Source organism: Variovorax sp. EL159 (assembly GCF_900100965.1).
Lineage (GTDB): Bacteria > Pseudomonadota > Gammaproteobacteria > Burkholderiales > Burkholderiaceae_C > Variovorax.
The window spans coordinates 1-25,256 of record NZ_FMUJ01000002.1; the positions used below are offsets into that span (position 1 = coordinate 1).

Annotated in this window: 33 protein-coding genes and 4 tRNA genes; 18 read left to right on the plus strand and 19 right to left on the minus strand. The window is 64.4% G+C overall.

Annotation, left to right across the window (positions count from 1 at the left end; all coding sequences use genetic code 11):
• The 5 genes from BLQ28_RS32915 to BLQ28_RS06160 form a co-directional block, all read left to right on the plus strand.
• A partial coding sequence (locus BLQ28_RS32915) for a major capsid protein (protein ID WP_176801032.1) occupies positions 1–250 on the plus strand: 250 nt, incomplete at its 5' end.
• 919 nt (positions 251–1,169) lie between these two features.
• Complete coding sequence (locus BLQ28_RS32510) at positions 1,170–1,805, plus strand: virulence factor TspB C-terminal domain-related protein (RefSeq protein ID WP_143012433.1); 636 nt, start codon at positions 1,170–1,172, stop codon at positions 1,803–1,805.
• A gap of 1 nt (position 1,806) precedes the next feature.
• Positions 1,807–2,106 carry a DUF2523 domain-containing protein gene (locus BLQ28_RS06150; RefSeq protein WP_093237760.1) on the plus strand — a complete coding sequence of 100 codons (300 nt, stop codon included), beginning with the start codon at positions 1,807–1,809 and terminating at the stop codon, positions 2,104–2,106.
• Positions 2,107–3,282, plus strand: a complete 1,176-nt coding sequence (locus BLQ28_RS06155; RefSeq protein WP_093237762.1) for a zonular occludens toxin domain-containing protein — start codon at positions 2,107–2,109, stop codon at positions 3,280–3,282.
• Positions 3,283–3,706: 424 nt separating this feature from the next.
• Positions 3,707–4,600 (plus strand): rolling circle replication-associated protein, encoded by an 894-nt coding sequence (locus BLQ28_RS06160; protein WP_143012434.1) that lies wholly within the window; start codon positions 3,707–3,709, stop codon positions 4,598–4,600.
• On the opposite strand, the gene BLQ28_RS06165 is transcribed toward BLQ28_RS06160, so the two are convergent.
• A complete protein-coding gene (locus tag BLQ28_RS06165; protein ID WP_093237765.1) occupies positions 4,597–4,836 on the minus strand; it encodes a hypothetical protein in 240 nt (79 codons plus the stop codon). The two genes, BLQ28_RS06160 and BLQ28_RS06165, sit on opposite strands and share 4 nt — an antisense overlap.
• Positions 4,837–5,006: 170 nt before the next feature.
• On the opposite strand from BLQ28_RS06165, the gene BLQ28_RS06170 reads away from it, so the two are divergent.
• The 4 genes from BLQ28_RS06170 (at position 5,007) to BLQ28_RS06185 (ending at position 6,985) form a co-directional block, all read left to right on the plus strand.
• Positions 5,007–5,552 carry a recombinase family protein gene (locus BLQ28_RS06170; protein ID WP_371126576.1) on the plus strand — a complete coding sequence of 182 codons (546 nt, stop codon included), beginning with the start codon at positions 5,007–5,009 and terminating at the stop codon, positions 5,550–5,552.
• A 53-nt stretch (positions 5,553–5,605) separates the two neighbouring features.
• On the plus strand, positions 5,606–6,613 hold the full coding sequence (hrcA, locus tag BLQ28_RS06175; RefSeq protein ID WP_093237766.1) for a heat-inducible transcriptional repressor HrcA: 1,008 nt from the start codon (positions 5,606–5,608) through the stop codon (positions 6,611–6,613).
• A 40-nt stretch (positions 6,614–6,653) separates the two neighbouring features.
• Positions 6,654–6,730: transfer RNA gene (locus tag BLQ28_RS06180), tRNA-Ile, on the plus strand.
• Positions 6,731–6,908: 178 nt separating this feature from the next.
• Positions 6,909–6,985: transfer RNA gene (locus BLQ28_RS06185), tRNA-Arg, on the plus strand.
• Positions 6,986–7,160: 175 nt separating this feature from the next.
• On the opposite strand, the gene BLQ28_RS06190 is transcribed toward BLQ28_RS06185, so the two are convergent.
• Positions 7,161–7,697, minus strand: a complete 537-nt coding sequence (locus BLQ28_RS06190; RefSeq protein WP_093237768.1) for a GrpB family protein — start codon at positions 7,695–7,697, stop codon at positions 7,161–7,163.
• A 210-nt stretch (positions 7,698–7,907) separates the two neighbouring features.
• Here BLQ28_RS06190 and BLQ28_RS06195 point away from each other — a divergent pair.
• Positions 7,908–7,984: transfer RNA gene (locus BLQ28_RS06195), tRNA-Arg, on the plus strand.
• Between the two features lie 57 nt (positions 7,985–8,041).
• On the plus strand, positions 8,042–8,620 hold the full coding sequence (gene greB, locus BLQ28_RS06200) for a transcription elongation factor GreB (protein ID WP_093237770.1): 579 nt from the start codon (positions 8,042–8,044) through the stop codon (positions 8,618–8,620).
• A 27-nt stretch (positions 8,621–8,647) separates the two neighbouring features.
• Here greB and BLQ28_RS06205 read toward each other — a convergent pair whose 3' ends face one another.
• The 4 genes from BLQ28_RS06205 to BLQ28_RS06220 form a co-directional block, all read right to left on the minus strand.
• Positions 8,648–10,903, minus strand: coding sequence for a RelA/SpoT family protein (locus tag BLQ28_RS06205; protein WP_093237771.1), 2,256 nt, complete (start codon positions 10,901–10,903; stop codon positions 8,648–8,650).
• A 93-nt stretch (positions 10,904–10,996) separates the two neighbouring features.
• A complete protein-coding gene (rpoZ, locus tag BLQ28_RS06210; RefSeq protein ID WP_021009011.1) occupies positions 10,997–11,200 on the minus strand; it encodes a DNA-directed RNA polymerase subunit omega in 204 nt (67 codons plus the stop codon).
• A gap of 31 nt (positions 11,201–11,231) precedes the next feature.
• Positions 11,232–11,852, minus strand: coding sequence for a guanylate kinase (gmk, locus tag BLQ28_RS06215; protein ID WP_007835873.1), 621 nt, complete (start codon positions 11,850–11,852; stop codon positions 11,232–11,234).
• An 11-nt stretch (positions 11,853–11,863) separates the two neighbouring features.
• A complete protein-coding gene (locus BLQ28_RS06220; protein WP_093237773.1) occupies positions 11,864–12,787 on the minus strand; it encodes a YicC/YloC family endoribonuclease in 924 nt (307 codons plus the stop codon).
• A 91-nt stretch (positions 12,788–12,878) separates the two neighbouring features.
• On the opposite strand from BLQ28_RS06220, the gene BLQ28_RS06225 reads away from it, so the two are divergent.
• The 7 genes from BLQ28_RS06225 (at position 12,879) to BLQ28_RS06255 (ending at position 18,972) form a co-directional block, all read left to right on the plus strand.
• Positions 12,879–13,886, plus strand: coding sequence for a serine/threonine protein kinase (locus BLQ28_RS06225; RefSeq protein WP_093237774.1), 1,008 nt, complete (start codon positions 12,879–12,881; stop codon positions 13,884–13,886).
• Between the two features lie 7 nt (positions 13,887–13,893).
• Positions 13,894–14,799 (plus strand): PP2C family protein-serine/threonine phosphatase, encoded by a 906-nt coding sequence (locus BLQ28_RS06230; RefSeq protein ID WP_093237776.1) that lies wholly within the window; start codon positions 13,894–13,896, stop codon positions 14,797–14,799.
• 37 nt (positions 14,800–14,836) lie between these two features.
• Positions 14,837–15,568, plus strand: a complete 732-nt coding sequence (gene rph, locus BLQ28_RS06235) for a ribonuclease PH (RefSeq protein WP_093237777.1) — start codon at positions 14,837–14,839, stop codon at positions 15,566–15,568.
• A gap of 45 nt (positions 15,569–15,613) precedes the next feature.
• The gene (locus BLQ28_RS06240; protein ID WP_093237779.1) at positions 15,614–16,213 is read left to right on the plus strand and encodes a non-canonical purine NTP pyrophosphatase; all 600 of its coding nucleotides are present in this window, start codon (positions 15,614–15,616) and stop codon (positions 16,211–16,213) included.
• Positions 16,213–17,475, plus strand: coding sequence for a radical SAM family heme chaperone HemW (hemW, locus tag BLQ28_RS06245; RefSeq protein WP_093237780.1), 1,263 nt, complete (start codon positions 16,213–16,215; stop codon positions 17,473–17,475). The genes BLQ28_RS06240 and hemW overlap by 1 nt, the downstream gene beginning before the upstream one ends.
• A gap of 32 nt (positions 17,476–17,507) precedes the next feature.
• Positions 17,508–17,592, plus strand: a tRNA-Ser gene (locus BLQ28_RS06250).
• Between the two features lie 144 nt (positions 17,593–17,736).
• Complete coding sequence (locus BLQ28_RS06255) at positions 17,737–18,972, plus strand: tyrosine-type recombinase/integrase (RefSeq protein WP_093237782.1); 1,236 nt, start codon at positions 17,737–17,739, stop codon at positions 18,970–18,972.
• Here BLQ28_RS06255 and BLQ28_RS06260 read toward each other — a convergent pair.
• Genes BLQ28_RS06260 through BLQ28_RS06315 form a run of 13 tightly spaced genes read right to left on the minus strand, consistent with a single transcriptional unit; the run spans position 18,969 to position 25,250 of the window.
• Positions 18,969–19,214 (minus strand): helix-turn-helix transcriptional regulator, encoded by a 246-nt coding sequence (locus BLQ28_RS06260; RefSeq protein WP_093237783.1) that lies wholly within the window; start codon positions 19,212–19,214, stop codon positions 18,969–18,971. The genes BLQ28_RS06255 and BLQ28_RS06260 overlap by 4 nt on opposite strands.
• Positions 19,211–19,819, minus strand: coding sequence for an ASCH domain-containing protein (locus tag BLQ28_RS06265; protein ID WP_218121905.1), 609 nt, complete (start codon positions 19,817–19,819; stop codon positions 19,211–19,213). Before BLQ28_RS06265 ends, BLQ28_RS06260 begins: the two co-directional genes overlap by 4 nt.
• Positions 19,816–20,097: a hypothetical protein gene (locus tag BLQ28_RS06270; protein ID WP_093237785.1), complete on the minus strand. Its 282-nt coding sequence runs from the start codon at positions 20,095–20,097 to the stop codon at positions 19,816–19,818. Before BLQ28_RS06270 ends, BLQ28_RS06265 begins: the two co-directional genes overlap by 4 nt.
• Positions 20,094–22,106, minus strand: a complete 2,013-nt coding sequence (locus BLQ28_RS06275) for a DNA cytosine methyltransferase (protein WP_093237786.1) — start codon at positions 22,104–22,106, stop codon at positions 20,094–20,096. Before BLQ28_RS06275 ends, BLQ28_RS06270 begins: the two co-directional genes overlap by 4 nt.
• Positions 22,103–22,600, minus strand: a complete 498-nt coding sequence (locus BLQ28_RS06280) for a hypothetical protein (RefSeq protein ID WP_143012435.1) — start codon at positions 22,598–22,600, stop codon at positions 22,103–22,105. The genes BLQ28_RS06275 and BLQ28_RS06280 overlap by 4 nt, the downstream gene beginning before the upstream one ends.
• A 7-nt stretch (positions 22,601–22,607) precedes the next feature.
• Complete coding sequence (locus BLQ28_RS06285; RefSeq protein WP_093237789.1) at positions 22,608–22,928, minus strand: hypothetical protein; 321 nt, start codon at positions 22,926–22,928, stop codon at positions 22,608–22,610.
• A gap of 2 nt (positions 22,929–22,930) precedes the next feature.
• The gene (locus BLQ28_RS06290) at positions 22,931–23,896 is read right to left on the minus strand and encodes a hypothetical protein (RefSeq protein ID WP_093237791.1); all 966 of its coding nucleotides are present in this window, start codon (positions 23,894–23,896) and stop codon (positions 22,931–22,933) included.
• Positions 23,897–23,919: 23 nt separating this feature from the next.
• Positions 23,920–24,192, minus strand: a complete 273-nt coding sequence (locus tag BLQ28_RS06295; protein WP_093237792.1) for a hypothetical protein — start codon at positions 24,190–24,192, stop codon at positions 23,920–23,922.
• 15 nt (positions 24,193–24,207) lie between these two features.
• Positions 24,208–24,492, minus strand: coding sequence for a hypothetical protein (locus BLQ28_RS06300; RefSeq protein ID WP_093237794.1), 285 nt, complete (start codon positions 24,490–24,492; stop codon positions 24,208–24,210).
• Positions 24,489–24,695: a hypothetical protein gene (locus BLQ28_RS06305; RefSeq protein ID WP_093237795.1), complete on the minus strand. Its 207-nt coding sequence runs from the start codon at positions 24,693–24,695 to the stop codon at positions 24,489–24,491. The genes BLQ28_RS06300 and BLQ28_RS06305 overlap by 4 nt, the downstream gene beginning before the upstream one ends.
• Positions 24,692–24,898, minus strand: coding sequence for a hypothetical protein (locus BLQ28_RS06310; RefSeq protein WP_093237797.1), 207 nt, complete (start codon positions 24,896–24,898; stop codon positions 24,692–24,694). Before BLQ28_RS06310 ends, BLQ28_RS06305 begins: the two co-directional genes overlap by 4 nt.
• Entirely contained in the window at positions 24,895–25,041 is a 147-nt protein-coding gene (locus BLQ28_RS32920; protein ID WP_176801033.1) for a hypothetical protein, read from the minus strand. The genes BLQ28_RS06310 and BLQ28_RS32920 overlap by 4 nt, the downstream gene beginning before the upstream one ends.
• Positions 25,042–25,043: 2 nt before the next feature.
• A complete protein-coding gene (locus tag BLQ28_RS06315) occupies positions 25,044–25,250 on the minus strand; it encodes a hypothetical protein (RefSeq protein ID WP_143012436.1) in 207 nt (68 codons plus the stop codon).
• Positions 25,251–25,256: the final 6 nt, after the last annotated feature.

The following is a 25,256-nucleotide window of genomic DNA, read 5'->3' on the forward strand; positions in this document are numbered from 1 at the left end:
AATCATGAACAAACTGCAACTCTTCGCCCGCCTGCAAGCGATCAACCTGAAGGGCGCTGTCCTCGGTCTCGGCCTCGTGGGCCTGACCGGTGGTGCATTCGCTGCCGGCGACGGCCAGCCGGACGCCACCACCATCGCTGCGGCCATCGCTGCTCTCGGCGTGCTGGTGGCAGTGGTGGGCAACGCCAAGCTGCTCATCGACGCAGCCATCAAGGGCTTCGGCTACATCCGTCGCGCCATCGGCGGCTGATGTTGCCTAGCGCAGCGGGGGGACGCCCCTGCTGCCCTTTTCAGAGCGTCCAGTCGGGCGCTGCGCAAAGGGTCCACGTCATGGGCATTTACTACCTCGTCGCTCTTCTCGGTGCCCTATGGCTCATCTTCAACGACTGATTGCGGCTGTCTTGTTCTTCGTCGCTGGCGCGGTGCACGCGATGATCCCCATGGGCAATGCGCCGGGCTACTGGGTCCGTACGGCATCCCCGTCGCAGCAATATCCGTCGATGGAGGCGGCATGTGCTGCGTACGTGGTTGCGCTGCAGGCTCAGTTCACTAACCCTCGCTATACCTTCTCGCTGACGTCGTGCGCGGTGACATCGCCCGGTTTTGGGTCCGCGACCGTTGCGCAGTTCTTGGACGGCAAGCCCTCTGGTACTTTCTCGGATGGCAATCGCTATTACGCGGGGGCGCCACAGTGTCCCGCTAACAGCACCCCTTCCGGGACACAGTGCCAGTGCAGTACGGGTTTCATTGAGGACCCCACGCATACGTCGTGTGTCCCGAAGCCTGACGAGTGCGCGCAGCTTGCTGGTAAGCCGGCTGGATCGAAGAATTGGAATGGCACTCAAGATTCGTTCACGTTCTGTGATGGCTGGAATGACCTTGGCGGTGGCAAATGCACGGCGACTGCGTACAAGGCGTTGAGCTGGGAGGACCCAAAGGGCTCCGGCAAATGGGTCTCACAGGGGGATGCTGTGTATACAGGGAATCGAGCGTCTTCATGCAATGGGACGGGCGGAAGTGGCAGTGATCCGGCAGGCTCCACGCCTACGCCTGATAAGAACCCGCTACCTAAGCCAGCACCCGGCGAGGCAGCCCCTGCGCCGTGTCCTCCGGGGCAGGCTGCTGGCGATTTCAACGGGTCGCGGATCTGCGCGCCTGTTGGGTCCGATGTGCCCAAGGATGGCAAAGAGACCACCGAGAAAAAGAACCCGGACGGATCCACCACGCGCACAGATGAGACTACGCGTTGCAACGGCGTGAAATGCGAGAAAGACACTCGTGTGTGCAGCAAGGGTACGGATGGCTTGGAGACCTGCGAGACCACCACGACGACTTCTGACCAGTCCGGTTTTTGCACCAAGGGCGAGAACAAGGGCAACAAGGTTTGTCAGGGGCAGGGCGAGGGCACGCCCACATCCTTTGGTGGGACGTGTGCTTCGGGGTTTATCGCTGTTAGCGACGATGCGGTGATCAATGCAATGGCTGCTGAAACCTTCCGCCAGAACTGCAAGGTCAACCCGGATGACGGTGAGACAACGCTTGCGAAGACTGAGCGCATCAAGACTGGCAATCGGACCGGCGACAACCCCAACAACGACAAGGTGTCGATCAGTAGCGGCGCCATCGATACCTCAGATGCACTCGGCGGCGCGGCCATGTGCATTGGCGACAAGACGATCAACGTGATGGGCCTGTCCCCGGTGACCATTCCGTTTTCCCGCTGGTGCGATGGCTTCCCGTTGCTCGGCAATCTCATGCTGGCTTGTAGCTTCCTGCTGGCCGGCGTGATCATCCTGAGGCGCTGACATGCCCGCAATCCTTCTCGCTCTCGGCACGCTTTTGCTCCAGCTGGTTGGCTCTATGGCCGGCCGTGTGCTGGTCGCGCTCGGCATTGGCGTCGTGACGTATAGCGGCATCAACACCACCATCGGGTGGGCCAAATCGCAGGCGATCAGTGCCATCCTCGGCCTCGGGCCTGAGGTCGTTGGCATGCTGACCATGCTGAAGGTCGGGCAGTCCATCAACATCGTCTTCTCTGCGATGCTGGCGAAGGCAGTCATCAACGGTGTCCAGGGCGACACGTTCAAGCGCTGGGTGCAGAAGTAAATGCTCTACCTTCGAACTGGAGCCAATGGCTCGTGCAAGACGCTGTTCACGCTGGAAGACGTGCGCAAGATGCAGGTGGCAGAGGGGCGCGAGGTCTACTACGTCAAGGACCGTTTCAAGCCCAATGCCATCATTACCGAGGAGTTCGGCTGGGTCGGCATCGAGTTCAAGGAATGGCTCCAGCTGCCGAACAACGCGATCATCCTCGCGGACGAATGCCACAAGGACCTGCCCAAGCGCGCACCGTCAGCGCCTGTGCCGGAGCATGTTCAGATGTTGGCCGAGCATCGTGCGCGGGGCTTCGATTTCTTTCTGCTGACACAGCACCCCATGAACATCGATGAGTTCGTGCGGCGGCTCATCGGTGCACCCGGCTATCACCAGCATTACAAGCGCATCTTCGGCGGCACGAAGTCCACCCGCATCCTCCAGTGGGACGCCGTCAACCCGCAGTGCGAGAAAGACGGCTCGGGCAAGAACGCGCAGGGCAGCACACGGTCACATCCGGAGCATGTCTACAGCTGGTACGAGAGTGCATCGCTGCATACGGCGAAGGTGCGCATTCCGAAGCAGGTGTTCATCGTCGCTGGGTGCGTCATCGTGGTGCCGTTGATGCTGTACTACGCCTACGACAAGCTGCGCCCGAAGGAGCCGGCGAAGGTCTCGCAGACTGGTGACGCTGCAGGCTCGGGCTCGTTCGGCATGGGCTCGAACGCGAACGCCTCGGAGCGCAAGCCGATGACACAGGCCGAATACATCGCGTCGTATCAGCCGCGCATCGCCGGCCTGATGCACACGGCACCGGCCTATGACAAGTTGACAGAGCCAAAGCGAGTGCCGGTGCCGGCCGCCTGCGTCGAAATGAAGTCGGTTGGCTGCAAGTGCTACACGCAGGACGCCACGCCATACCCGGTGGATCTGGCCATGTGCCGTCAGCTGGTGGCGCAAGGCGCCTTCCTTGCGTTTCAGGCCGAGGGTGATCGAAAGATGATCGAGCCCGCGCCAGCACCCCGCCAAGCCATGGAAACGGCCGTTGCAGCGCCTCCAGCCGCAATCCTGATCGAGGGTGGCCCTAAGTCTCCCGGCGCGCCTACGGCCCTTGCAGCCGCTGCGCCGCCCGCACAGCCGCGCGTGCAACCCGGCTCGAAGTGGTCGTTTCAGCCAGGCGGCCAGTGATCTACGCCTACGACGATCTGCCGGCACGCGGGATGCTGCTTACGTGCCCCTGCGCCAGCGCTCGCGCTACTGCAAAGCAAAACCGCCGTAGCCCTCGTGGCGAAGGCGTCTCGTCTCTGGTGCTGGGTGGTTTACGTGCCCCTGCGTGCTCTCTGGCCGGCCAAGCAAACGCCCGCGGCTGCGGGCTCCTGTCGGTGGTGTGTGGTCGCGGATGCGATTCGGCACGCGCTGTAGCGGTCGAAGGGCCGAGGTACGAGGACCGAGGCCGCGCGCAGCGCGGCCTTAATTTATTACTAAGACACTTCTCTACGAATGCCTACGCAGCGTTCGCTGAGACCCCCGGCCCGTTGGGCCAAAAGAAAGACCCGGCGCAGCCTGCCAGCCGCCCGGGTCGTGATCACTGCCTTGTCAAAGGGAAACAGCGATGGAACGCATTGTGGATGGGATCGCCTACAAAGGCAAAACCTTGCCTGACTGCTTCGATGTCAGGGTGTGGGAATGCAACGGTCACCGAGAGATTTCTGCTCGGCCTGTGGTCGAGTGGACGGAGGTTGGCCCCGCTCCCGACTGGTCGCATCTGGCCGACGATGCAAAGCGGGCAGAGTGGGCTGAGGCCGACGAAGCCGAGCGCAAAGAAAAGAACGCTCTGCGTGCTGCTCGACGCGCAAAGACCATGTGCCGGCGCTTCATCAAGGCCAATGGCTTTAGCGAGCTGGCAACGTTGACCTACCGCGAGAACCAAACGGACGAACGCAGGGCCAAGGAAGACGCTAGGCGCTGGTTTCGGCGCATGGGTGACCTGATCCCCGGCTTCGGCTATTGCGCGGGTTACGAGCCTCAGAAACGCGGCGCGTGGCATGTCCATGCGGCGATCCACCGTCTGCCGGATCACGTCGACGTGAAGAAGCGCATGCCCAACGGCGAGTGGAAAACGTTCAAGGTCAAGGGCTGGCAGGTCGGCACGATGGTGTGGCGGGCCATCGTTGGCAAGGACAACGGCATGTGCTTCATCGGCGGCAAGGGCCCAGGTGCAAAGAAGGCGCGCAACAGCTTGGCCAAGATGGCGGCGTACGTCGCGAAGTACATCACCAAGCACTACGAAATGGTGCCCGAGGGCAAGCAGCGCTACAGCCATTCGCAGGGGGTCGCCGTGCCTGTTTCGGTGGTCGAGCGGCTGGTGCGCATGTCGCTGCGCGATCTCATCACGATGTGCTTTTGGTGCGAGGACGGGGAGCGCGTTGTTGATCACCGGATTGGGCGCTTCAAGGACAGCTATTACCTCTGCACAGAGGCAGAGCCTCCGGGGGCAGCTTGCTAGTCCGCTCTCATGTCGGGTGCTGCGATGCGGTCTCGTTCGCGTGGTGCGGCGGTGCGTCGATCAGACCGTTGTGCATCGCGCAGTCCGTCTCGGATTGCGTAGCGCAGGGTCAGGTAGAGCAGGCCGAAGAAGATGGCGGTTCCGATGACCGTCCATACGATTTCGGCAATGAAGATGCGCATGCCGAGCATCTCGATGTGCTCGACAAATTTTTGAGTTTGTTGGTCAACGGGCATGGTTTCTTCCTCTCCGGAGTCGCGATTTTGCTTTACCCGGGGTGGCGAATGTCAGCGTGTTGGCTTCCTCGCGCGCGAGGCCAAATACACCCATGTTCAGTAGATTGTTTGAGGGGAGTTCGATGCTTGTAGGCTATGCGCGAGTTTCGACTAGCGAGCAGGAAACGAGGATGCAGCTTGATGCTCTGCGTGGGGCTGGTGTGCAGCGCATCTACTCGGAGAAAACAAGCGGTGTGGGGCCGCGTCCAGAGCTGCATCGGGCGCTCGATGCGCTGCAACCGGGCTACACGTTGGTGGTCTACAAACTCGATCGGTTGGCGCGCAGCTTGAAGGATTTGCTGCAGCTGCTGGACCGGCTTAAGCGCGCCGGATGTGCCGTGAAATCGCTCACTGAGCCAATCGATACCTCGTCTGCGATGGGGGAGTTCGTGTTGCAGATCCTCGGTGCTGTGGCCCAGCTTGAGCGGGCGATCATTCGTGAACGTTGCCAAGCTGGCAGGGTCGCGGCGAGGGCGCGGGGTGTTCAGTTCGGCCGAGCCGCGCTTGTCGACGGCGATGACGCTGAGGTGGCGGCGTTGCTGTACGGCTCGGGGTTTACGCTGGCTGAGATTGCGCTGATGTTCGGCGTATCGACCACGGCTGTGCGGTCTGCGCTGGTGCGGGGCGGTGTGGCGCGCCGTGGTTGGGGCGGGCTGCGAACCTGTCGGGCGGGCTAAGCTATGCGCAGCCGTTTCCCAAATTTCTCAACGTACAACACTAAAATCTTGCAATGCTGGACGACCGTGCCAAGTTGCTGCTCAAGACGCTCGTCGAGCGCTACATCGCCGACGGGCAACCCGTCGGGTCGCGCACGTTGTCGCGTTCGTCGGGGCTGGACCTGTCGCCGGCGACCATCCGCAACGTCATGTCGGACCTCGAGGCGCTGGGGCTGATCGCCAGCCCGCACACCTCGGCGGGCCGCATCCCGACGCATCGCGGCTACCGCCTCTTCGTCGACACCATGCTGACCGCGGAGCGCGAGCAGATGAGCGCGCCGAGCCTGGCGCCCGACCAGCCGCAGAAGGTGATTGCCAACGCGGCGCACCTGCTGTCGAACCTCTCGCAGTTCGTGGGCGTGGTGATGGCACCGCGGCGCGCATCGGTGTTCAAGCAGATCGAATTCTTGCGGCTGTCGGAAAACCGACTGCTGGTGATCATCGTCTCGCCCGACGGTGACGTGCAGAACCGGGTGATCTTCCCGGAGGCCGACTATTCACAGTCGCAGCTCGTCGAGGCCTCGAACTACATCAACGCCCACTATGCGGGGCTGACCATCGAGCAGGTGCGCGACCGGCTGCAGTCCGAGGTCGAGAAGCTGCGTGGCGAGATCGCTGCGCTCATGCAGGCGGCGGTGCAGGTCAGTTCCGAGGTGTTGACGGAGGCGCAGGAAGACGACGTCGTGATTTCCGGCGAGCGCAATCTGCTCTCCGTGAGCGATTTTTCCAGCGACATGGGGCAGTTGCGCCGTGCTTTCGAGCTCTTCGAGCAGAAGGCGCAGCTCATGCGCCTGCTCGATGTGTCGAGCAAGGCCGAAGGCGTGCGCATCTTCATTGGTGGCGAGAGCCAGGTGGTGCCGTTCGAAGAACTTTCCATCGTCAGCGCGAACTACGAGGTCGATGGGCAGGTGGTCGGCACCCTCGGCGTGATCGGGCCGACGCGGATGCCCTACGAGCGCATGATCCAGATCGTCGACATCACGTCGCGGCTGATCGGCAATGCGCTGAGCCATCGCAAGTAAGCGGGCGGGTGGTGCGGCACGAATAGAATCGTGCCCGCGTGGGCCGTTAGCTCAGTTGGTTAGAGCAGCGGACTCATAATCCGTTGGTCGATGGTTCAAGCCCATCACGGCCTACCATGTCCCTATAGAGAAAGCCCGCTACCAAGATTGGTAGTGGGCTTTTTGCTGCCCCGTAGCTTGGGCATCAATCGATCGGGATTGACGCAGTTGGCCGGGCCGAATACGGCAGGGTCAATCGGAGTTCTCGGGGCGAAGGCAGATTCACGCTGACAAGCAGGCTATAATCGAAGGCTTCGCGGCTGTAGCTCAGTTGGATAGAGTACTTGGCTACGAACCAAGGGGTCGTGGGTTCAATTCCTGCCAGCCGCACCACTCTCGAATGGACCAGAAGGTTTATGCCTTCTGGTCCATTTTCTTTTGGGCTCGCCTTTTGGCATCTCTTACGGGCGTTGGGCCGGGCTCGAGAACGGCCATCGCCGACATTGAGATGCTCGTACGCGCGAGGCGACGATCTGCCCTATGGGCTGGCCCCTGCGCTTTCGCTCCGTCAGCTCAGTCCAATCTGCGCGTGTATCTCCTTGATCACGGCCTCTTTTTCCAGGTTGTAGACCTCCGGGTTGACCGGATCGATCATGTGCGCGCGGTCCTTGGCTTCCTCGTACCTCCTGCGCAGGTCTGGGCGTCGCTGGAGGATGTCCATGAACGCCAGGGAGTCCTTGTGGACCGGATCGCCGTGATGGCAGATGTGGATATTGATGTTGTAGTTGCGTCCGTTGTGTTGAACGCAGCCGCAGACATAGGGCTTCTCATCCCTGTCGACCCAGACGGCACGTCGGTGAAATCCAAGTCTCTCGAATTCCGTTTGCGTTGCGCGCAGATTCTGTTCGCGCGTGATGGCGGCAATGTCCACCATGGGCTTGCCCCGCAGCCCATGAATGGCGGTGCTCCCGATATGAATGAGCGCCACGCTCTCGAGATTTTCGTGAACGTACCGCTGCACTTGCGCGAACACGCTGGCGTACGCAGGGTCGTAAGGCAGGATGTGGCGGTGTTCCAATCCTTCATCGAACGCGTTGACTTTCATGGCGCCTCCATGTGGTCCCCTTGCTGCCGATCAGTACGCTCGGATCCTGCTTGGCGCACGGCTTGAATGCAGTGCCGATGGAGGGGAGATCGTGTGCGTTGCGCGAGGCACGTGGCGCTGCGGCAGCGGAACCCGCCGTCAACGCGCTTTTTCGCCCCGGATCACGTAAGTCCGAAAGGGTAGAAAAAACAGGCTATAATTGCAAGCTGTGCGGCTGTAGCTCAGTTGGATAGAGTACTTGGCTACGAACCAAGGGGTCGTGGGTTCAATTCCTGCCAGCCGCACCACTACAAGGAAAGCCCGCAACGAAAGTTGCGGGCTTTTTTCATTTGGAGGGTTCTGCGTTGAGCAAGGCATTCACCAAGGAAACCGACACCGACGGAGATGACGACGACGGCTCCGGCGGTGCCTTGCCTGCGCTGCCCGCAGGCAGCAAAAACTACATCACGCCAGAGGGTTACGCGCGACTGCGCGACGAATTGCTGCAGTTGATGGACGAAGAACGCCCGAAAGTGGTCGAGGCGGTTCACTGGGCGGCCAAGAACGGGGATCGCTCTGAAAACGGCGACTACCTCTACGGCAAGAAACGCTTGCGCGAGATCGACCGGCGCATCCGATTTCTCACCAAGCGGCTCGAGATTGCCGAAGTCACGGACCCCTCGGTGCATCACGGCCGCGACCAGGTTTTCTTCGGCGCCACCGTTCGCTATATCGATGAGAGCGGCGACGAGCGAAGCGTCACGATCCTTGGCATCGACGAGGCGCAGAGCGCCAAGTCGCAGGTCAGCTGGATCTCGCCCATCGCGCGAGCACTGCTCAAGTCGCGCGAAGGCGACGTGGTCAAGCTGGTGACCCCGGGTGGGGCGCACGAAGTCGAAATTCTTTCGGTGAGCTATCCGGCGCCGCGTCCGGCCGCCGCCTAGCAGCGAGCGCGCCGCGGCCCTGCCATCTCAAGGGGCGGGAACGGTCCTTGCGGCGGTCAGCACCGACGTGGTTCGCCGCGCGGCCCGCAGCACGGCATCGAGATGCGCACGGTCGCGCACGGCGATCACGAAGCGCAGGTCGGTCGAATCCTGAGGGGTCTCGTCCGCCATCTCGACATGCGTGATGTCGGCTTCCGCATCGGCCAGCGTGGCAGCAACCCGTGCCAGCACGCCCTTGTCGTTGCGCACGGTGATCACCACACCGGTTTCGAAGGCACGCGTGGGTTCGTCCGCCCACTCGACGGCGAAGAAGCGCTCGCTGTCCTTGTTGCGCAGGCGCTGGCCCACGCCGCAATCTTCGGTGTGAACTACCAAGCCTTCACCGTGCCCGAGGTAGCCGACGATCTGGTCGCCCGGAATGGGGCGGCAGCACAGTGCAAAGCGGACCGACGAGTTCTCGCTGCCATCGAGCGTGACCGCGCCTTGCGACACGGTCTCGTGCGAGATGAAGCGTTCGCGGCTTAACAGCAACGCGTCGGGCCGTTCACCCAGTTCGGAAAGCAGCGCCATCAGCCGCTTGGCCACGATGCTCGCGATGCGCTTGCCCAGGCCGATGTCGGTCAGCAATTCGGAACGGGTGCGGTTGCCGGTGAAGCGCAGCAGCTTTTCCCACAGTGCCTGGTGCTCTTCGTCTTCCTCGGGCAGCTTGCCGAGGCCTTCGGCGCGCAGCGCCTGCGCCAGCAGTTTTTCGCCCAGGCCTTCGGATTCCGCGTGGGCCAGGGTCTTCAGGTAATGGCGGATCTTGGAGCGCGCGCGGCCGGTGCGAACGAACCCGAGCCAAGCAGGGTTGGGAGTCGACACCGGCGCCGTGATCACTTCGACCACGTCACCGTTCTTCAGCTCGGTGCGCAGCGGCACCTGGTCGCCATTGATGCGCGCGGCCGAGGTGTGATCGCCGATGTTGCTGTGGATCGCGTAGGCAAAGTCGACCACCGTGGCGCCACGCGGCAGCGCCATGATCTGGCTCTTGGGCGTGAAGACATACACCGCGTCGGGAAACAGGTCGACCTTGACGTGGTCCCAGAACTCGGCGGCGTCGCGTGTCTCGTCCTGGATGTCGAGCAGCGACTGCAGCCACTTGGTGCCCAGCCTGTCGTTGCTCGCCGCGTTCGGCTCGGCGGCCTTGTAGAGCCAGTGCGCCGCCACACCCGATTCGGCCACCACGTGCATCGCCTCGGTCCGCAGCTGGAATTCGACGCTCACGCCGGCCGGGCCCACCAGCGTGGTGTGCAGCGACTGGTAGCCGTTGAGCTTGGCGATCGCGATGTGGTCCTTGAACTTGCCTGGCAGCGGCTTGTACATCTGGTGAAGGATGCCAAGCCCGGTGTAGCAGGCGATCACGTTCGGCACGATCAGGCGAAAGCCGTAGATGTCGGTCACCTGGGCAAAGCTCAGGTGCTTTTCTTCCATCTTGCGGTAGATGGAATAGAGCGTTTTCTCGCGCCCAGCGATCCGCAGCGTCATGCCGGCGGCCGAGAAGGCGGTCTCGACCTCTTTTTGTACCTTCTGGATCAGGTCGCGGCGTCGCCCGCGCGCCTTGGCCACGGCCTTGGAGAGGGTGGCGTAGCGCCACGGCTTGAGATGCCGGAACGACAGCTCCTGCAGCTCGCGGTACGTTTGATTCAACCCGAGCCGATGCGCGATGGGCGCATAGATCTCGAGCGTTTCGCGGGAGATGCGGGCCCATTTTTCACGCGGCGCATCGGCCAGCGTGCGCATGTTGTGCGTGCGATCGGCCAGCTTGACCAGAATGACGCGCACGTCACGCGCCATGGCCAGCAGCATCTTGCGGAAGGATTCGGCCTGGTTTTCTTCGCGGGTGTTGAACTGCAGCTTGTCGAGCTTGGTGAGTCCGTCGACCAGTTCGGCGACCGGGGCGCCGAAGCGTTCGATCAGTTCGGGTTTGGTGACGCCGCAGTCTTCGATCGCATCGTGAAGCAGGGCGGCCATCAGCGCCTGTGCATCGAGCTTCCATTCGGCGCATTGCGCCGCCACGGCGATGGGGTGCGTGATGTACGGCTCGCCGCTGTTGCGCAGCTGGCCCAGGTGGGCTTCGTCGGCAAAGCGGTAGGCGCGGCGGACCAGCTCGGTATCTTCGGGGCTCAGGTAGTCGAGGCGCGCCGTCAAGGCGGCAAAGCTTGCGGCAGCCGCGTTCAGCGCCGCCGGACTTGGCTTCGGCGTGCCCGAGGGGGCATGGGACTGATGTTTGGCGACCGCGCTCATGGCTACCACTTTAGCGTGACCGCTCTATGGACGCGTCCAAGCATAAAAAAAGCACCGCTTTGCGGTGCCTTTTCGTTGCAGGGCTGCGTCAGATCAGCCCGGCACCTTCTTGAGCATTTCGATGCCGATCTTGCCTTCGGCGATTTCGCGCAGGGCGGTCACGGCGGGCTTGTTCTTGCTTTCGATCTTGGGCGCGTGGCCTTGGCTCAGCATGCGCGCACGGTACGTGGCGGCCAAGACGAGCTGGAAGCGGTTCGGGATCTGAAGCAGGCAATCTTCGACGGTGATGCGGGCCATGATGAGAATCTTTCGGTCGGTGAGCGGGAAATCAGGGGATGTTCAGTGCGGCGAAAGTGTCGGCACGTGCACGGCGCTGTGCGGAGTACCGAAGCCGCTGAGCGTGGACGATCGCCTTGAGATCGAAAAGCGCGCGCTCAAATAACTCGTTGATTATAACGAAGTCGAATTCCCCGGCCCTGGCCATCTCTTCCGCGGCGTTTTTCAGGCGCAGTTCGATCACCGAAGCACTGTCTTCGCCGCGCCGTTCGAGCCGGGAGCGCAATTCTTCCCAGCTTGGCGGCAGGATGAAGATCATCACCGCGTTGGCGAAGGTCTTGCGGATCTGCAGCGCGCCCTGGAAGTCGATTTCGAGGATCACGTCCGCCCCCTGGGCAATCCGTTCCTCGATGGCCTTTTTGGAGGTGCCGTAGCGGTGGCCGTGCACATGCGCCCATTCCACGAAACCGTCCGCCGCGATCATTGCGTCGAACTCGGTGGGAGAGGCGAAAAAGTACTCGCGACCGTGCTTTTCCTGCCCGCGCGGCGAGCGCGTGGTGTGGGAAACCGAGGGCTGGACGGCCGAGTCGAGTTCCATGAGCGCCTTGACCAGGCTCGACTTGCCCGCGCCGCTGGGCGCGGCGACCACGAAGATATTGCCGGGGTAATCCATTCTTTCGCTCGTCATTCGATGTTCTGGACCTGTTCGCGCATCTGCTCGATAAAGACCTTCATGTCCACGCCGATGCGCGTGAGTTCCAGGGCTGCCGACTTGGAGCCCAGGGTGTTGGCTTCGCGGTGCAGCTCCTGGATCAGGAAATCGAGGCGCTTGCCGATCTCGCCGCCCTTCTTGAGCAGTCGCTCGATCTCGTCGAGGTGCGAATTCAGGCGGGTCAGTTCTTCGGCCACGTCGATGCGGATCGCGAAGGCCGTGGCTTCGGTCAGCGCGCGGTCTTGCGCCGCCTCGGGCAGCGTGCCGCCCGTGCCGGCGGTCAGGCCCATGGCCTCCTGCCAGCGTTCCAGGAAGCGCGTGCGCTGCTGTTCGACCAGCTGCGGCACCAGCGGCCCGGCCTGCTGCACCAGGGTGCGCAACTGGCCCAGGTGGGCTTCGAGCATCTTGGCCAGCCGGGCGCCTTCGCGCTGGCGGGCCGACATCAGACCTTCGAGCGCCTTGCCGGCGACGTCGATCAGGTCGGCGCCCCAGTCGCCGCGGGCGGCACTGTCGCCGCCAGCCAGGCGCAGCACGTCGGCCACGCTCAGGTCGCGGGCGCCGGGCAGCCAGGCCTTGATGCTGTCCTGCACGCCGTTGAGCCGCTGGAGCAGCTTGACGGAGGGCTCGACCACACCCGCCTGGGCGGTGTTCTCGATGGCGGCGCGCACTTCGACCTTGCCGCGCTTGAGCTTGCCCGTGAGCAGCTCGCGCAGCGCGGTTTCATGCTGGCGCAGTTCCTCCGGCAACTTGAAAGTCAGGTCGAGGAAGCGGCTGTTGACCGAGCGGATTTCGACCCCGAGTCGGCCTCCGGCGGCAGGCCGTGCTTCGGCTTCGGAGTGGCTGCCTGCGGACCCGTTCTGGCCGCTGGCGTAGCCGGTCATGCTGTAAACTGGCATTGCGCCTCACTGTGGTTTTGCTTGCATGCACCGAGGCGTCGGCACGGCGTTCGCTTGCCGCACCATCGCCTTCGGGCGAAACTCCCGGATTATGTCAAAGGTCAAGCCTTCGCCCCTGTTGCCCGATACGGTCATTGGCGGTTACCGCGTTGTTCGCCGGCTTTCCGCGGGCGGTTTTGGTGTGGTCTACCTCGCCATCGACCCCAGTGGGCAGCAGGTCGCCATCAAGGAATATCTCCCTTCTTCGCTGGCCACCCGCGGGCCCGGCGAACTGAATCCGCAGGTCCCGCCCGAGAAGCTTTCCCTCTACCGGCTGGGGCTGAAGAGCTTCTTCGAGGAAGGCCGCTCGCTCGCGCAAATCTCGCACGCCTCGGTCGTCAGCGTGCTCAATTTCTTTCGCGAGAACGAAACCGTCTACATGGTCATGAACTACCTGGAGGGCGCGACCCTGCAGGACTTCGTGGTCACGGCGCGCGACCTGAAGCGGCAGAAGGTGTTCCGCGAATCGACCATCCGATCGCTGTTCGACGAAATCCTGCGCGGCCTGCGCATCGTCCACCAGTACAAGATGCTGCACCTGGACATCAAGCCGGCCAACATCTTCGTCACCGACGACGACCGCGCCGTGCTGATCGACTTCGGCGCCGCGCGCGAAGTGCTCAGCAAAGAAGGCATCTTCATCCGCCCGATGTACACCCCCGGCTTCGCGGCCCCCGAGATGTACCGCCGCGATTCGTCGATGGGCCCCTGGACCGACATCTACGCCATCGGTGCCTGCATCTACGCCTGCATGCAGGGCTATCCGCCGAACGACGCCCCACGGCGCATCGAGAAAGACCGCCTGAGCCTCTCGCTGTCCCGCCTGCGCGGCGTGTACTCCGACAACCTGATCGAAGTGGTCGAGTGGTGCATGTCCCTCGATCCGCTCTCGCGTCCGCAATCGGTCTTTGCGCTGCAAAAGGAACTGAGCCGCGAAGGCGAGCGCCGCTACACCAAGCTCACGGTCGGCGAGAAGGTGCGCCTGTCGATCGACAACATCCGGTCCTTCGACAAGAAGAGCCTGCCCAAGGCTGCCGCGCCCACAACCCGCCCCGCATGACGACGACATGAAATTTTCCGTCTTCCAGGTCAGCCGCAAGGGCGGCCGTCTCAAGAACGAAGACCGCATGGGCTATTGCTACACGCGGGAGTCGGGACTGTTCGTGCTGGCCGACGGCATGGGCGGCCACCCGGAAGGCGAAGTCGCGGCCCAGCTGGCCCTGCAAACCATTGCCGCGCTCTACCAGCGCGAAGCCCGCCCGACCGTGAAGGACGTGAAGGCCTTCCTGGCCGAATCGGCCATGGCCGCGCACCAGCAGATCATGCGTTACGCCAGCCACAAGGCCATGCTCGACACGCCGCGCACCACCGTCGTCGCTGCCGTGCTCCAAGGCACCACCGCCACGTGGATGCATTGCGGCGATTCGCGCCTTTACGTGGTGCGCGACGGTCGCCTGCTGACCCGCACGCGCGACCACTCGCACGCCGAGCGCCCCAAACCGCACGGCTCCGATGCGCCGGTCAATCGCAACCTGTTGCTGACCTGCCTCGGCTCGCCGACCACGCCGCTGTTCGATGTTTCGGCGCCGCTGCAATTGCAGCGCGGCGATCGCATCATGCTGTGCTCCGACGGCGTCTGGGGCGTGCTCGACGATGCGCTGATCGTGCACACGCTCTCTTCCGGCAAGCCGGTGTCAGATGCCGCCCCCGACCTCGCCGAAATGGCGCTGCGCAAGGGCGGCGCCCACAGCGACAACGTGACGCTGATCGCGCTCGAATGGGAAATGCCCGACAGCGCGGGCGAAGACCACGGCATTTCCACCGAAACCATCACCGACGGCGTGTTCGCCTCGACCATCCAGGCCGGCATGCCTTCGGACAGTGAGATCGACGATCTCGATGAAGACGCCATCGAGCGCTCCATCGCCGAGATCAACGAAGCCATCCGACGTTCGGCCGCGCGCAAGACCTGAGCGCGCCTTTCTTTCTTTTCTTTCCAGTTTTCAAAAAATGACTGCTTTCACACGAAGCGGCGGCCGTGCCGCCGACCAGTTGCGCCCCGTGCGCATCACCCGCGGTTTCACCATCCACGCCGAAGGCAGCGTGCTCATCGAGTTCGGCCAGACGCGCGTGCTGTGCACCGCCTCGGTCGAAGAGAAGGTGCCGCCGCACAAGAAGGGCAGCGGCGAAGGCTGGGTAACGGCCGAATACGGCATGCTGCCGCGCGCCACCCACACCCGCAGCAGCCGCGAGGCGGCCAAGGGCAAGCAGACCGGCCGCACACAAGAAATCCAGCGCCTCATCGGCCGCTCGATGCGCGCCGTGTTCGACCTGGCTGCCTTGGGCGAGCGCACCATCCACCTCGACTGCGACGTGCTGCAGGCTGACGGCGGCACCCGCACGGCGGCCATCACCGGCGCCTTCGTCGCAGCGCAGGACGCCGTCAACAAGCTGCTGGCCGCCGGCACGCTCAAGGCTTCGCCCATCAAGGGCCACGTGGCCGCCATCTCGGTGGGCATCGTCGAAGGCACGCCGCTGCTCGATCTCGAATACACCGAGGACTCGGCCTGCGACACCGACATGAACGTCGTCATGACCGGCGCCGGCCACTTCGTCGAAGTGCAGGGCACCGCCGAAGGCGTGGCCTTCACGCGCGATGAAATGAACATCCTGCTTGGCCTGGCCGAAAAGGGCATTGGCGAGCTCGTGACCCTGCAGCAGCAGGCATTGCTCTCGAATTAATAGCTACTGACGTACGCCCGATGTGCGTCACAGCCACTTTGACTTATGAAACTGGTTCTGGCTTCCAACAACGCGGGCAAGCTCGCCGAACTCCAGCAACTGTTTGCTGAGCTGGCCGTCACGCTGGTGCCGCAATCGGCGCTGGGCGTGGGCGAGGCTGAAGAACCTTTCCGTACCTTTGTAGAGAACGCGCTGACCAAGGCGCGCCATGCCAGCGCGGCCACCGGCCTGCCGGCGATGGCCGACGACGCCGGCCTGTGCGTCGATGCCTTCGGCGGCCTGCCGGGTGTAGACACTGCGTTCTATGCCACGCAGTTCGGCTATGCCAAGGGCGATGCCAACAACGTCAAGGCGCTGCTCGAACAGCTCGACGGCGTCGTCAACCGCCGCGCCGCACTCGTGAGCACGCTGGTCGCGCTGCGCAGCCACGACGACCCCGAGCCGCTCATCGCCGTCGGCCGCGTGGTCGGCGAGATCGCGCGAGCCCCGGTCGGCGACAACGGCTTCGGCTTCGACCCCGTGATGTACCTGCCGGCCTTTGGCAAGACCTTTGCCCAGTTGCCGCCCGAGGTGAAAAACGCCAACAGCCATCGCGGCCGCGCCGCGCAGGCGATGCTGGCGTTGATGCGTGAGCGCTGGCTGTAATGGCCACCGTCTTCCCGATCCAGCCGGCGCAGTCCACGGGCGCGCCGCAGGCCAACGACGTGCTGCACTGGATGCGGCCTGGCCCGCTGCAACTGTCGGCGCTGCCGCCACTGTCGCTCTACATCCACCTGCCGTGGTGCCTGCGCAAGTGCCCGTATTGCGACTTCAACTCGCACGAGTGGCGCGCCACCAGCGCCGCCGAAGTCGATGGCATTCCCGAGGCGGCGTACCTCGATGCGTTGGTGGCCGATCTCGATGCCGCGTTGCCGCTCATCTGGGGCCGCACCGTCCACACCATCTTCATCGGCGGCGGCACGCCCAGCCTGTTCTCGCCGCAAGCCATCGACCGCCTGCTGGGCGACGTGCGCGCGCGGCTCAAGCTCGCACCCGATTGCGAGATCACGCTCGAGGCCAACCCTGGCACCTTCGAGCGCAACCGCTTCCGTGCGTATCGCGCCGCTGGCGTCACGCGCCTGTCGGTGGGCGTGCAGAGCTTCAACGACGAGCACCTGAAAGCCCTGGGCCGCGTGCACGATCGCGCGCAGGCCATCGCGGCCCTGGAAGAGGCTGCCAGCACCTTCGACACCTTCAACCTCGACCTGATGTACGCCTTGCCGGGGCAGACGCTCGAAGACCTCGACGCCGACCTTTCGCAAGCGCTGGCGCTCGCGCCGCCGCACATCTCGGTCTACCACCTCACCATCGAGCCCAACACCTGGTTCGCGAAGTTTCCGCCGACGCTGCCCGAAGACGACATCGCCTACGCGATGCTCGACCGCATCACCGAGCGCACCGGCGCCAACGGCATGTCGCGCTACGAGGTGTCGGCCTATGCGCGCGAGGGCCATGGCTGCGCGCACAACCTCAACTACTGGCAGTTCGGCGACTACCTGGGCATTGGTGCAGGGGCGCACAGCAAGCTGAGCTTTGCGCACCGCATCGTGCGGCAGGTGCGCTATCGCGAGCCGCGCCTGTACATGGAGAACGCGCGTGCGGGTGCGGCCGTGTCGCAAAGCGATGAAGTGGCGCTGGCCGACCTGCCGTTCGAGTTCATGCTCAATGCGTTGCGGCTGAAGGCGGGCTTTACGCTGCCGCAGTTCAGCGAACGCACCGGGTTGGCGATGACATCGATCCAGCGCGGCCTGGAAGAAGCCGAACGCAAGGGGCTCGTGGCGCGAGACCTGTTCCGCGTCTGGCCCACCGAGCGCGGGCTGGATTTTCTGAGCGACCTGCAGACGCTCTTCCTGCCCGATGAGGATTGAGGTTTTGCCGGCGGCTTAGAATCGACGGTTCCGGAGAGTTGGGTGAGTGGTTTAAACCAGCAGTCTTGAAAACTGCCGACGTGAAAGCGTCCGTGAGTTCGAATCTCACACTCTCCGCAGGGATGAACATTTTCAGCACACCAGAACGCGCCGCTTGGCGCGTTTTTCATTGGGAGACTGCCTATACTCATCCGCCCTAAGCAGCTGTAACACGCCGTGAAAGTGCTTTGGGGATGGCCCATGGGATGGCCCATAGAACTGATGCCAAAGCGTTCACGTGAACTGTCTGCGATCGAGGTCGGACGCCTTCGCTCCGAAGGCGCCCACGCTGTGGGCGGAGTACAGGGCCTGTATCTTCACATCGTCGGCGGGTCGAGGTCGTGGGTGCTGCGCTACGTGATCAGTGCGCGGCGGCGGCGCATGGGCTTGGGAAGCTTCCCCGCAGTGCCGCTCGCGCAGGCAAAGGAACGGGCGAGGGAGGCACACAAATTGATCGACCAGGGTGTCGACCCCATCGATGCCCGTGACGCTCTAAAAAAGGCCGCGGCGGCTTCTCGAGCCCGAGCGCTGACGTTCAAGGTGGCGTGCGAGCGCTTCATTGCCGTCAAGGAATCTGAGTGGCGTAACCCGAAGCATCGGGATCAATGGGAGAACACGCTCGAAACCTATGCCGAACCGATCATTGGACACCTTGATGTGTCAGCCATCGGACAAGACGAGGTGCTGCGCGTGCTCGACCCAATCTGGCGCACGAAGACAGAGACGGCGAGCCGCCTGCGGGGGCGCATCGAGCAGGTGCTTGATTGGGCGAAGACAAGAGGACATCGGACAGGTGAGAACCCCGCAAGTTGGCGCGGCCACCTGGACAAGCTGCTGCCTAAGCCCGAAAAAATCGCCAAGGTGAAGCACCACCCCGCCGTGCCGCTCGCCCACGTGTTGATAGCCGTCGACGCGATCAAGGCTGTCGAGGGAGTTAGCGCTCGAGCCCTTTTGTTCCAAGTGCTGACCGCAGGGCGTTCAGGGGAAATCCGAGGTGCACGCTGGGCAGAATTTGACTTCGGCGCCGCGCTTTGGGATGTCCCGGAAACACGCATGAAGGGGAAACGACCTCATCGGGTGCCGTTGTCGACGCAAGCGATCGCCCTTCTCGAATCGATGCCGCGCTACGAGGAGACCGATCTGGTGTTTCCTGGCCGGAAGTTGCAACAGCTGTCGGACATGTCGTTGACGGCATGCATGCGCAGGCTGGATTTTCGCGATGCGACCGACCGGGTATGCGTGCCTCACGGTTGGCGATCCACCTTTCGAGACTGGGCTGCCGAGCACACCCACTATCCCCCCGAGATGGCCGAAATGGCCTTGGCGCATGCCATTGAAAGCAAGGTGGAGGCGGCATATCGGCGCGGCGACATGCTCGCCAAGCGAGCCGCGATGATGCAGGATTGGGCCGACTACTGCATCCCGTCGCCGATGCCACCGAAGCCCAAAGACGCTTAGCTGTCGGAGGGCGCATTCGGGTCGGCTACCGGGCGCGCAGTGAGCCATGTGTCGATCTCGACCGCGACCCAACCCACCGCGCGGGGCCCGAGCTGGCGAGGCCGGGGAAAGCCTTCGGTGGTCATCCATCGACGCAAAGTGGTTTCCGAAATCCCACACTTCTCGAGCACCGTTTTCTTCCGGTAGATCAGCGGTGCTGCGCCGCTTTGGAATCGCAGAGCGGGGTGGGTGACAGCCTTCATGCCTGCACCTCCGGCACGTCGAAGAACTGCAGCCGCCCCTTCCACTCCCGGAAGGGCAGCGGCTTGGCATCGCGCAGCACAAAGCCGTGCGGCCCCATGAACCACGGCGAATCGCTGAGGTCGACGCAATCGACGATGTGGGCTTCGCCGACGATGCCGCCGCGGGGCAAATCCTCGTAGGCGGGGATCTGACCGATGTCCATCACGTCCTGCAGGCTGTCGCGTACCTCGTTGTAGTACACCCGGGCCATCGTCTTGCTGGCGTGCACGAGAAAGCGCCCACGGAACGGCGTGCGCCATTCCCTGTTCTCGATGTCCTTGAAGCCGTTCACGATCAGCCAGGCCCACGGCTGGCGGATGCTGAGCGCTGCGCACCAGCGCGAGCCGTGCGGCGGACCGCCGTGCTCTTTGATCCACGCTTGCACGGCCTGCGCCGCCTCGATGTAGGCGCGGCTCGGTGTCTTCGTGATCTCCTGGCCGGGTCGATACGTTGCCCAGATCCGATCGCGCAGCGCCTTGGGCAGCTGATACCAATGGGGCGTGCAGCCCCACTTCGCCGGCGGGACTTCCTGCTGGCACCCGGGCCAGTGGCAAAGGTGTCTCATGGGTGTTCCCCTCCCTTGTTGACCGGCGAATCGGTGATCGCGCGCAGGAAGATGTGGTGCTCCTGGCCGAATGAAATGGTTGTCCCGTAGGGCTCATCCATTTCGCCTTTCAACCAAGGGCAGACGGTTTCGGCGCAGACCCAAAGACCGCCAGTTCGCTCGTCCATGATGGCTCCAGCCATTGAGACCTTGCCGCAGTCACCGAAACAGTGTTTCTCGATGAGCGGCTTCTGATCCGGATTGCGCGCGAGGAGGCCGAAAACCTTGATCGCGGTCATGCCATACCACCTTCCTGCGCCACGCTGACAGCTACGGCCAGCGGTCGGACCCAGATCGGCGTGCTGCCGAGCACGAAGGTCTCCCCAGTGCGCGCCAGCAGGATCGTTTGACCCATCACCGTGCCGATCGCCTTCGCCGCCTTGCGCGGCACCGCGTTGCCGATGCCCTCGCGCCAGCGCTGATCACTCTCGCCGTCGAGCACGAAGGTCTCGCCGCGCCCGCCGGGCCCGTCAGGGGCGAACCATTCCTCCGGATCGATCAGGCTCTGCAGCGCGGCCAGCTCGAGCGTGGTGAAGGGCCTGTGCCATGTGCCATCGAGCGACTGGATGCGGCACACCAGCTTGTCAGAGGGCGCCGGCATCGCGGGCACCTCGACCTCGGGCGCAACACCTCCAGCACGCGGGTCGGCGAGGCTCCAAGGCCCGTTGTCGTGACATGCCGAGGCGCTGACGGCCCCGCTGCTGGCTTCCCACGGCACCACGCCGTAGTGCCCACCGGTCAGGTAGTGATCGCCCTTCGTGCGTTGCATGCCGGGGCGCACGTCGGCCACCGCGAAGGCACCTTGGCCCGTGGTGGAGCCGGCGATCACCGTGCCGGCGGGCTCGGTGAACGCCGTGACCGCGTATTTCCCGAAGGTCGGGCCGTCGCGGCGCAGATCCGCCACGGCGTAGGCGCCCATGTCGTCGCCGCCGATGACCGTGCCGGTGGCCCCGCTCCAAGCCGTGACCGGGTACTTCGAGAACAGCTTGCCCTGCCGGTCCGGTCGTGGATCTGCGACGGCCTGTCCCGAGCCGTGTGCGCTGGTCACTGCCTGCGCCGCCTTGCCCCAGGCCACGATGCGAAACTCGTTGGAGTGCTTGGCCGGCCCTTGGTGACGCACGTCGGCGACGCTGTAGGCGCCCTGCAGCGGCCCGGTTTGACCCGCCACCGTGCCCGTGTGCTCGCCCCAGCGGCGTACGCCGAGGGCCTGGCCGTCTTTCCACTTCGCCGACTGGTCGAAGCGCACGTCCGCCACCGAGAACGGGCCATTGCTGGGGCCGCTACGCGCGGCCACCAGCTTCGAGTGGTCTTCCCAACGGTTGACGCCGTAGGCACCGGTCCCCTCCTGAGTGCTGGGCACCAGCAGGAAGTCGCGCAGCTTCCCGTCCTCGACGGCCAGCCGGTTCAGGCTGCGCCAGTCGCTGCCGGCCTCCACGAAGGCCAGGCGAACCCACGTTTTCCACTGCAGCGCCGGCACCCGGTGCATTGGGCCGCCAGCGGCATCGCCTGGCAGCGGCATGTGGCGCAGGATGTCGCCCACGGCGTGCAGGCGCCGCTTGTGCGGCTCGTACAGGAAGGGCGGCACCTTCTTCTTGTGCCGGAAGACCTTCAGCATGCGCTTGCGGCTCTGACCGAGGCCGTCGCCCAGCTCGCCGCAGTCGTGGACCGTCTCCGCGCCGATGTAGCCGTAGTAGCCCATGAGCTTATCGACCTCGTCGAGCAGCGGGCGCCCGCGGGTGGCGATGCGCGGCACGTTCTCGAAGACGAACAGGCCGGGCAGATCGTCTGCGAAGGCCTCCATCGTCAGCATCATGGCGCGCGGCACCAGCTCGTTGAGCGCGCGGTATTTGTCGGTCGTGCTCTTCTGTGCGCTCAGCAGGCCCGAGAAGCCCTTGCATGGCATCGAGGTGAAGACGATGTGCGGGAAGAGGCCGTGCGCGGCCTTGCGCATGTCGTCGGGCGTGGCCTCGCGCCAGCCCGGCGGCGGCATGCGATCGTGGAAGCGCCGGTACATGCCCAGCGTGAACAGGTCAATGCAGGCTTGTTCGACGCCCGTGAGGCGCTTGAAGTCGCGGCAGGCGCGCGGATCGTTGTCGACGCCGCCGATGCACCGCATCTTCCCGCGAACCGGACCGATGCTCGGGTCTGCATCGTTGAACCCGGCGGCACCGCTGCCGACTCCTCCGCATACATGGAAGTGATTGACGATCTCGGTCGCGGCAATGCTCGCGTGTATTTGAGTGCTCATGCGTGAGTTCCTGAAGGTTGGGGGGAATAGATCTCCGCGCCGGCCACGTCGGAAAGACGTGCCTGCCCGTCGCGGATACGGGATGCGAGCCAGTCGGCGCTGGCGATCAGTTCGAGGCCGAGGGATGCATGAGCGATCAGCAGCGCCTTGGCCTCGTTGGCGGCAACGTCGAGCGTTCCGGCCTGGCTGGACTGCCAAGCGTTGTCGATGCTCATCTGGATCACCGTGCGCAGGGCGGCGTGCAGTCGTTTCGCCTCGGGCATGCCTGGCTTGACGGTCGCCGAGATCTCCGCGCCCAGGGCGATGAGCCAGCCCAGGTGTGAAAGCAGATCGCGCGCCGGCTCGTCGTTCTGCGTCAGGTAGATGTCGATGCTGACCGTCGTCATGTGGCTGCTCATGCGCTGCAGCGCGACGGCCGTCGCAACCGGACCGCTGCGGGCCAACTCGGCGCGAGAGCGCATCGGGCGGTGATGGCGTGTCTTCTGGTGCTTCATGTCAGGCCTAGAAGGGGATGCCATCGTCGAGAGGCAGCAGCTGGGTCAGGCTGCGCCGCATGAATGGCTCGCCCTTGAAGTTCACGCTCGCCGGGATCTCGGTACGCGCGGTGGCGTGGGTGGCGAGGAACAGCGCGAACGTGCGGCCCGGATGCATTTCTGCCAGGCGCACCGCCTCGCGCTCGGCAGCGCCACGGCTGACCTGCAGCACGTTCGAACGGCCTTCCGGCGGAATGCTGCGCGGCGAGGCCGGCCCGGTGAGGTACTGCAGGGCGAAGGGCCAGTTTTCGCAGCCCGTGATGTCGAGGATGACGAAGAGCTCGTCCACGATCAGACTCCCCGGCGACCGAAAGAGGCCAGGGCGGCGCTGAAGGCGGCAGGGCCGATGCCGTTGCGCTCGAGGATCTCTTGGCGCACGCGTTGCGCGTTGAGGTTGATGAGGCTGCGCTCACGGTCGGTGGCTGGCAGGATGCCGTCGACGCCCACCGGCCCCGTGCATACGCTGCGGTCGTAGGTTTCGCAGCGCTCGTGGTACTGCTTGACCAGCTCCTCCAATGGATGGGCCTCGCTGCTGAAATGGCCGGTGAGCATTTCCTGCGTGAACGCCGCGCGACCTTCGTCGGTCAGGCACCGCACCGGCGGCAAGGCCGAGACGCGTTCGGCGAGCAGCTCCAAACTGCCATCGTTCACCAGATCGAAGTCCGCATCGATCTGGTGCCGCTCGCTGCTGTGGTGTGCCGTGTCGGCGCTGAGCCCGGCCGCGTGCGGGCCAAGGACGCGGACCACGCTCAGCTGCACGCCGAGGGCCGTCAGGGCTTGCCGCTCGACCGGATCGCGCAGATCTGTGACCGCGAAGCGGCGGAAGCCCAACGAGGCCTGCCGGCTGACCCAGCGCGTGACGATGTCGGCGTAGTAGGTCGGGCGATAGCGGCGCTGATAGTCGGCCCAGTGCTGCATCACCCAGCGCGGGCTGCGCGGCTCGTGCAGGCTCTCGTCGGCGTCGAAGCACCAGCTGATGAAGGCAGGGTCGCTGCACATGCCCACAGCGAGCGCAGGAATCGAGAATTCCTTCGTCGGCCGGAAGTTGAGCATCCGCTCGTCGAGGCGCCATGCCGCCGCGATCTCACGCCGCAGTGCGTCGGCGAACGCAATGGTTTCGAACTGGTAGCGGTTGTGCAGGACAGCGGCACAACTGTCCTTGCCCGCGCCGGTTTTGCCGGTGAAGGCGATCACCGTGATGCTGCGCTGGGTGACCTTGCCGAAGGCACGAGGGGCCTCGATGTAGACGCGTTTCATGTTGAGTCTCTGAAGTGGTTGAGTCAGTCGTCATCGCGCTCGCCCGAGGCGGCGCGCTTGCGGTCGAAGAGGGGGATTCCGCTGGTGGACGGTTGGAAGGGACGGCAGGCCGGCGCGCGCGGCGGCGCGGGTGCCATGCCGGCGGCGGTCGGATGCCGGGCTGCGATGCGCACCATTCGGCTGCGCACGTGGTCCTTCATCACCGCCTCGAAGTCGTCGGCCCAGTGAAAGCGCTCCGCCATGCGTGCGCAGGCTTCGCGCAGCATCTGGTCGGTGGGCTCGATCGCGTGGGCCATGGCGGCTTCTCGTCGTCAGTGCCAGCCCGGCATGTCGAGATGCCTGGCGTTGGGCCCGCAGCTGCCGGCCGGAGCGCGCGCCACGTCCAGCGCTTCGGGCTGGCCCGTCAGCCGCACGGCCGGGCTGTCGCACAGCAGACGGCCGGCGCGGGCCGTCGAGTGCGTGCACAGCTCGCAAGCCCGAAACGAGGTCACCAGCGCCCGTTCCATGGGCTTGCTGTGACCCACGCACGGCGGCGACGTAAACACGAGCTGCACGACCGTCGTATCCGGCGCGGTCGCGATGTCGAAGCCGCTCATTTGCCACCTCGCGAGGGCATGTGCACCACGTTGTCGAGTTCCAGGCTCTGCTGGCGCTCTTCGGCCTTGCGCTGGGCGTCGCGGGCCAGCGCGCGCCGGGCGGCCTTGAACGTCTCGCGAATGTCGGTATGGGCCGAGTCGCGGTACTTGAAGTTGCTCGCGTAAATGCCGCGCGTCGGCATGGTCTTGCGCGGGCCGGTCACGATGCGCTCCCGTTGCACATGGCGATGGCCGCGCTGGCGTGGCGCATGGCATGCTGGTACTGGGCTTCGCTGGGCCGCTTGTCTTCGCGTTCCAGCTCCATGTCGAGGCAGACTTTGTGCAAGTTGCGCAGCGCAGACAGCAGCACGGCCGTGCAGGTGGTGCGCTCCAGGCTGGACCGCTCGGCCCATTTGCGCTTTTTCATGCAGACCTCCGCACGCTGAGCAGCCGCACGTCGCCGAAGCGATCGAAGGCCAGGCCTTCGGCTGCGGCGCACGAGGTGGCGAGCTGGACGTACCCGTAGAAGACGCCGGCGGCGTCGATGACCTTCACGATGTAGGCGTGCATGGTCAGACCTCCTTTGCAGGGTTGGTGATGGAAAAGGGGAAGGGGGCGGGCTCGACGCGGTCGACCAGCCGACCCAATGCGGACTCGGCGAGGCGCTGGGCCGCATCGGCATCACGCGCGCGCAGCTGGATGAAGAGCGCGATCGGCGCTTGACCGGGAACGGCGTGCCGGTAGTGGCAGCGAAAGGGGTGGGATGGGGTGATGTGCATGGCGTT

Coding starts and splice junctions, on each gene's coding strand:
- BLQ28_RS06275 (WP_093237786.1), bottom strand. CDS start 22,106: ATGAGCACTCAAATACACGCGAGCATTGCCGCGACCGAGATCGTCAAT.
- BLQ28_RS06315 (WP_143012436.1), bottom strand. CDS start 25,250: ATGCACATCACCCCATCCCACCCCTTTCGCTGCCACTACCGGCACGCC.
- BLQ28_RS06310 (WP_093237797.1), bottom strand. CDS start 24,898: ATGAAAAAGCGCAAATGGGCCGAGCGGTCCAGCCTGGAGCGCACCACC.
- BLQ28_RS06155 (WP_093237762.1), top strand. CDS start 2,107: ATGCTCTACCTTCGAACTGGAGCCAATGGCTCGTGCAAGACGCTGTTC.
- BLQ28_RS06295 (WP_093237792.1), bottom strand. CDS start 24,192: ATGGCCCACGCGATCGAGCCCACCGACCAGATGCTGCGCGAAGCCTGC.
- BLQ28_RS06225 (WP_093237774.1), top strand. CDS start 12,879: ATGTCAAAGGTCAAGCCTTCGCCCCTGTTGCCCGATACGGTCATTGGC.
- rph (WP_093237777.1), top strand. CDS start 14,837: ATGACTGCTTTCACACGAAGCGGCGGCCGTGCCGCCGACCAGTTGCGC.
- BLQ28_RS06170 (WP_371126576.1), top strand. CDS start 5,007: ATGCAGCTTGATGCTCTGCGTGGGGCTGGTGTGCAGCGCATCTACTCG.
- gmk (WP_007835873.1), bottom strand. CDS start 11,852: ATGGATTACCCCGGCAATATCTTCGTGGTCGCCGCGCCCAGCGGCGCG.
- BLQ28_RS06280 (WP_143012435.1), bottom strand. CDS start 22,600: ATGAAGCACCAGAAGACACGCCATCACCGCCCGATGCGCTCTCGCGCC.
- BLQ28_RS06290 (WP_093237791.1), bottom strand. CDS start 23,896: ATGAAACGCGTCTACATCGAGGCCCCTCGTGCCTTCGGCAAGGTCACC.
- BLQ28_RS06255 (WP_093237782.1), top strand. CDS start 17,737: ATGCCAAAGCGTTCACGTGAACTGTCTGCGATCGAGGTCGGACGCCTT.
- BLQ28_RS06300 (WP_093237794.1), bottom strand. CDS start 24,492: ATGAGCGGCTTCGACATCGCGACCGCGCCGGATACGACGGTCGTGCAG.
- rpoZ (WP_021009011.1), bottom strand. CDS start 11,200: ATGGCCCGCATCACCGTCGAAGATTGCCTGCTTCAGATCCCGAACCGC.
- BLQ28_RS06150 (WP_093237760.1), top strand. CDS start 1,807: ATGCCCGCAATCCTTCTCGCTCTCGGCACGCTTTTGCTCCAGCTGGTT.
- hemW (WP_093237780.1), top strand. CDS start 16,213: ATGGCCACCGTCTTCCCGATCCAGCCGGCGCAGTCCACGGGCGCGCCG.
- BLQ28_RS06160 (WP_143012434.1), top strand. CDS start 3,707: ATGGAACGCATTGTGGATGGGATCGCCTACAAAGGCAAAACCTTGCCT.
- BLQ28_RS32920 (WP_176801033.1), bottom strand. CDS start 25,041: ATGCACGCCTACATCGTGAAGGTCATCGACGCCGCCGGCGTCTTCTAC.
- BLQ28_RS06230 (WP_093237776.1), top strand. CDS start 13,894: ATGAAATTTTCCGTCTTCCAGGTCAGCCGCAAGGGCGGCCGTCTCAAG.
- BLQ28_RS06240 (WP_093237779.1), top strand. CDS start 15,614: ATGAAACTGGTTCTGGCTTCCAACAACGCGGGCAAGCTCGCCGAACTC.
- BLQ28_RS06265 (WP_218121905.1), bottom strand. CDS start 19,819: ATGAGACACCTTTGCCACTGGCCCGGGTGCCAGCAGGAAGTCCCGCCG.
- BLQ28_RS06260 (WP_093237783.1), bottom strand. CDS start 19,214: ATGAAGGCTGTCACCCACCCCGCTCTGCGATTCCAAAGCGGCGCAGCA.
- BLQ28_RS06205 (WP_093237771.1), bottom strand. CDS start 10,903: ATGAGCGCGGTCGCCAAACATCAGTCCCATGCCCCCTCGGGCACGCCG.
- BLQ28_RS06270 (WP_093237785.1), bottom strand. CDS start 20,097: ATGACCGCGATCAAGGTTTTCGGCCTCCTCGCGCGCAATCCGGATCAG.
- BLQ28_RS06220 (WP_093237773.1), bottom strand. CDS start 12,787: ATGCCAGTTTACAGCATGACCGGCTACGCCAGCGGCCAGAACGGGTCC.
- BLQ28_RS06165 (WP_093237765.1), bottom strand. CDS start 4,836: ATGCCCGTTGACCAACAAACTCAAAAATTTGTCGAGCACATCGAGATG.
- BLQ28_RS06190 (WP_093237768.1), bottom strand. CDS start 7,697: ATGAAAGTCAACGCGTTCGATGAAGGATTGGAACACCGCCACATCCTG.
- hrcA (WP_093237766.1), top strand. CDS start 5,606: ATGCTGGACGACCGTGCCAAGTTGCTGCTCAAGACGCTCGTCGAGCGC.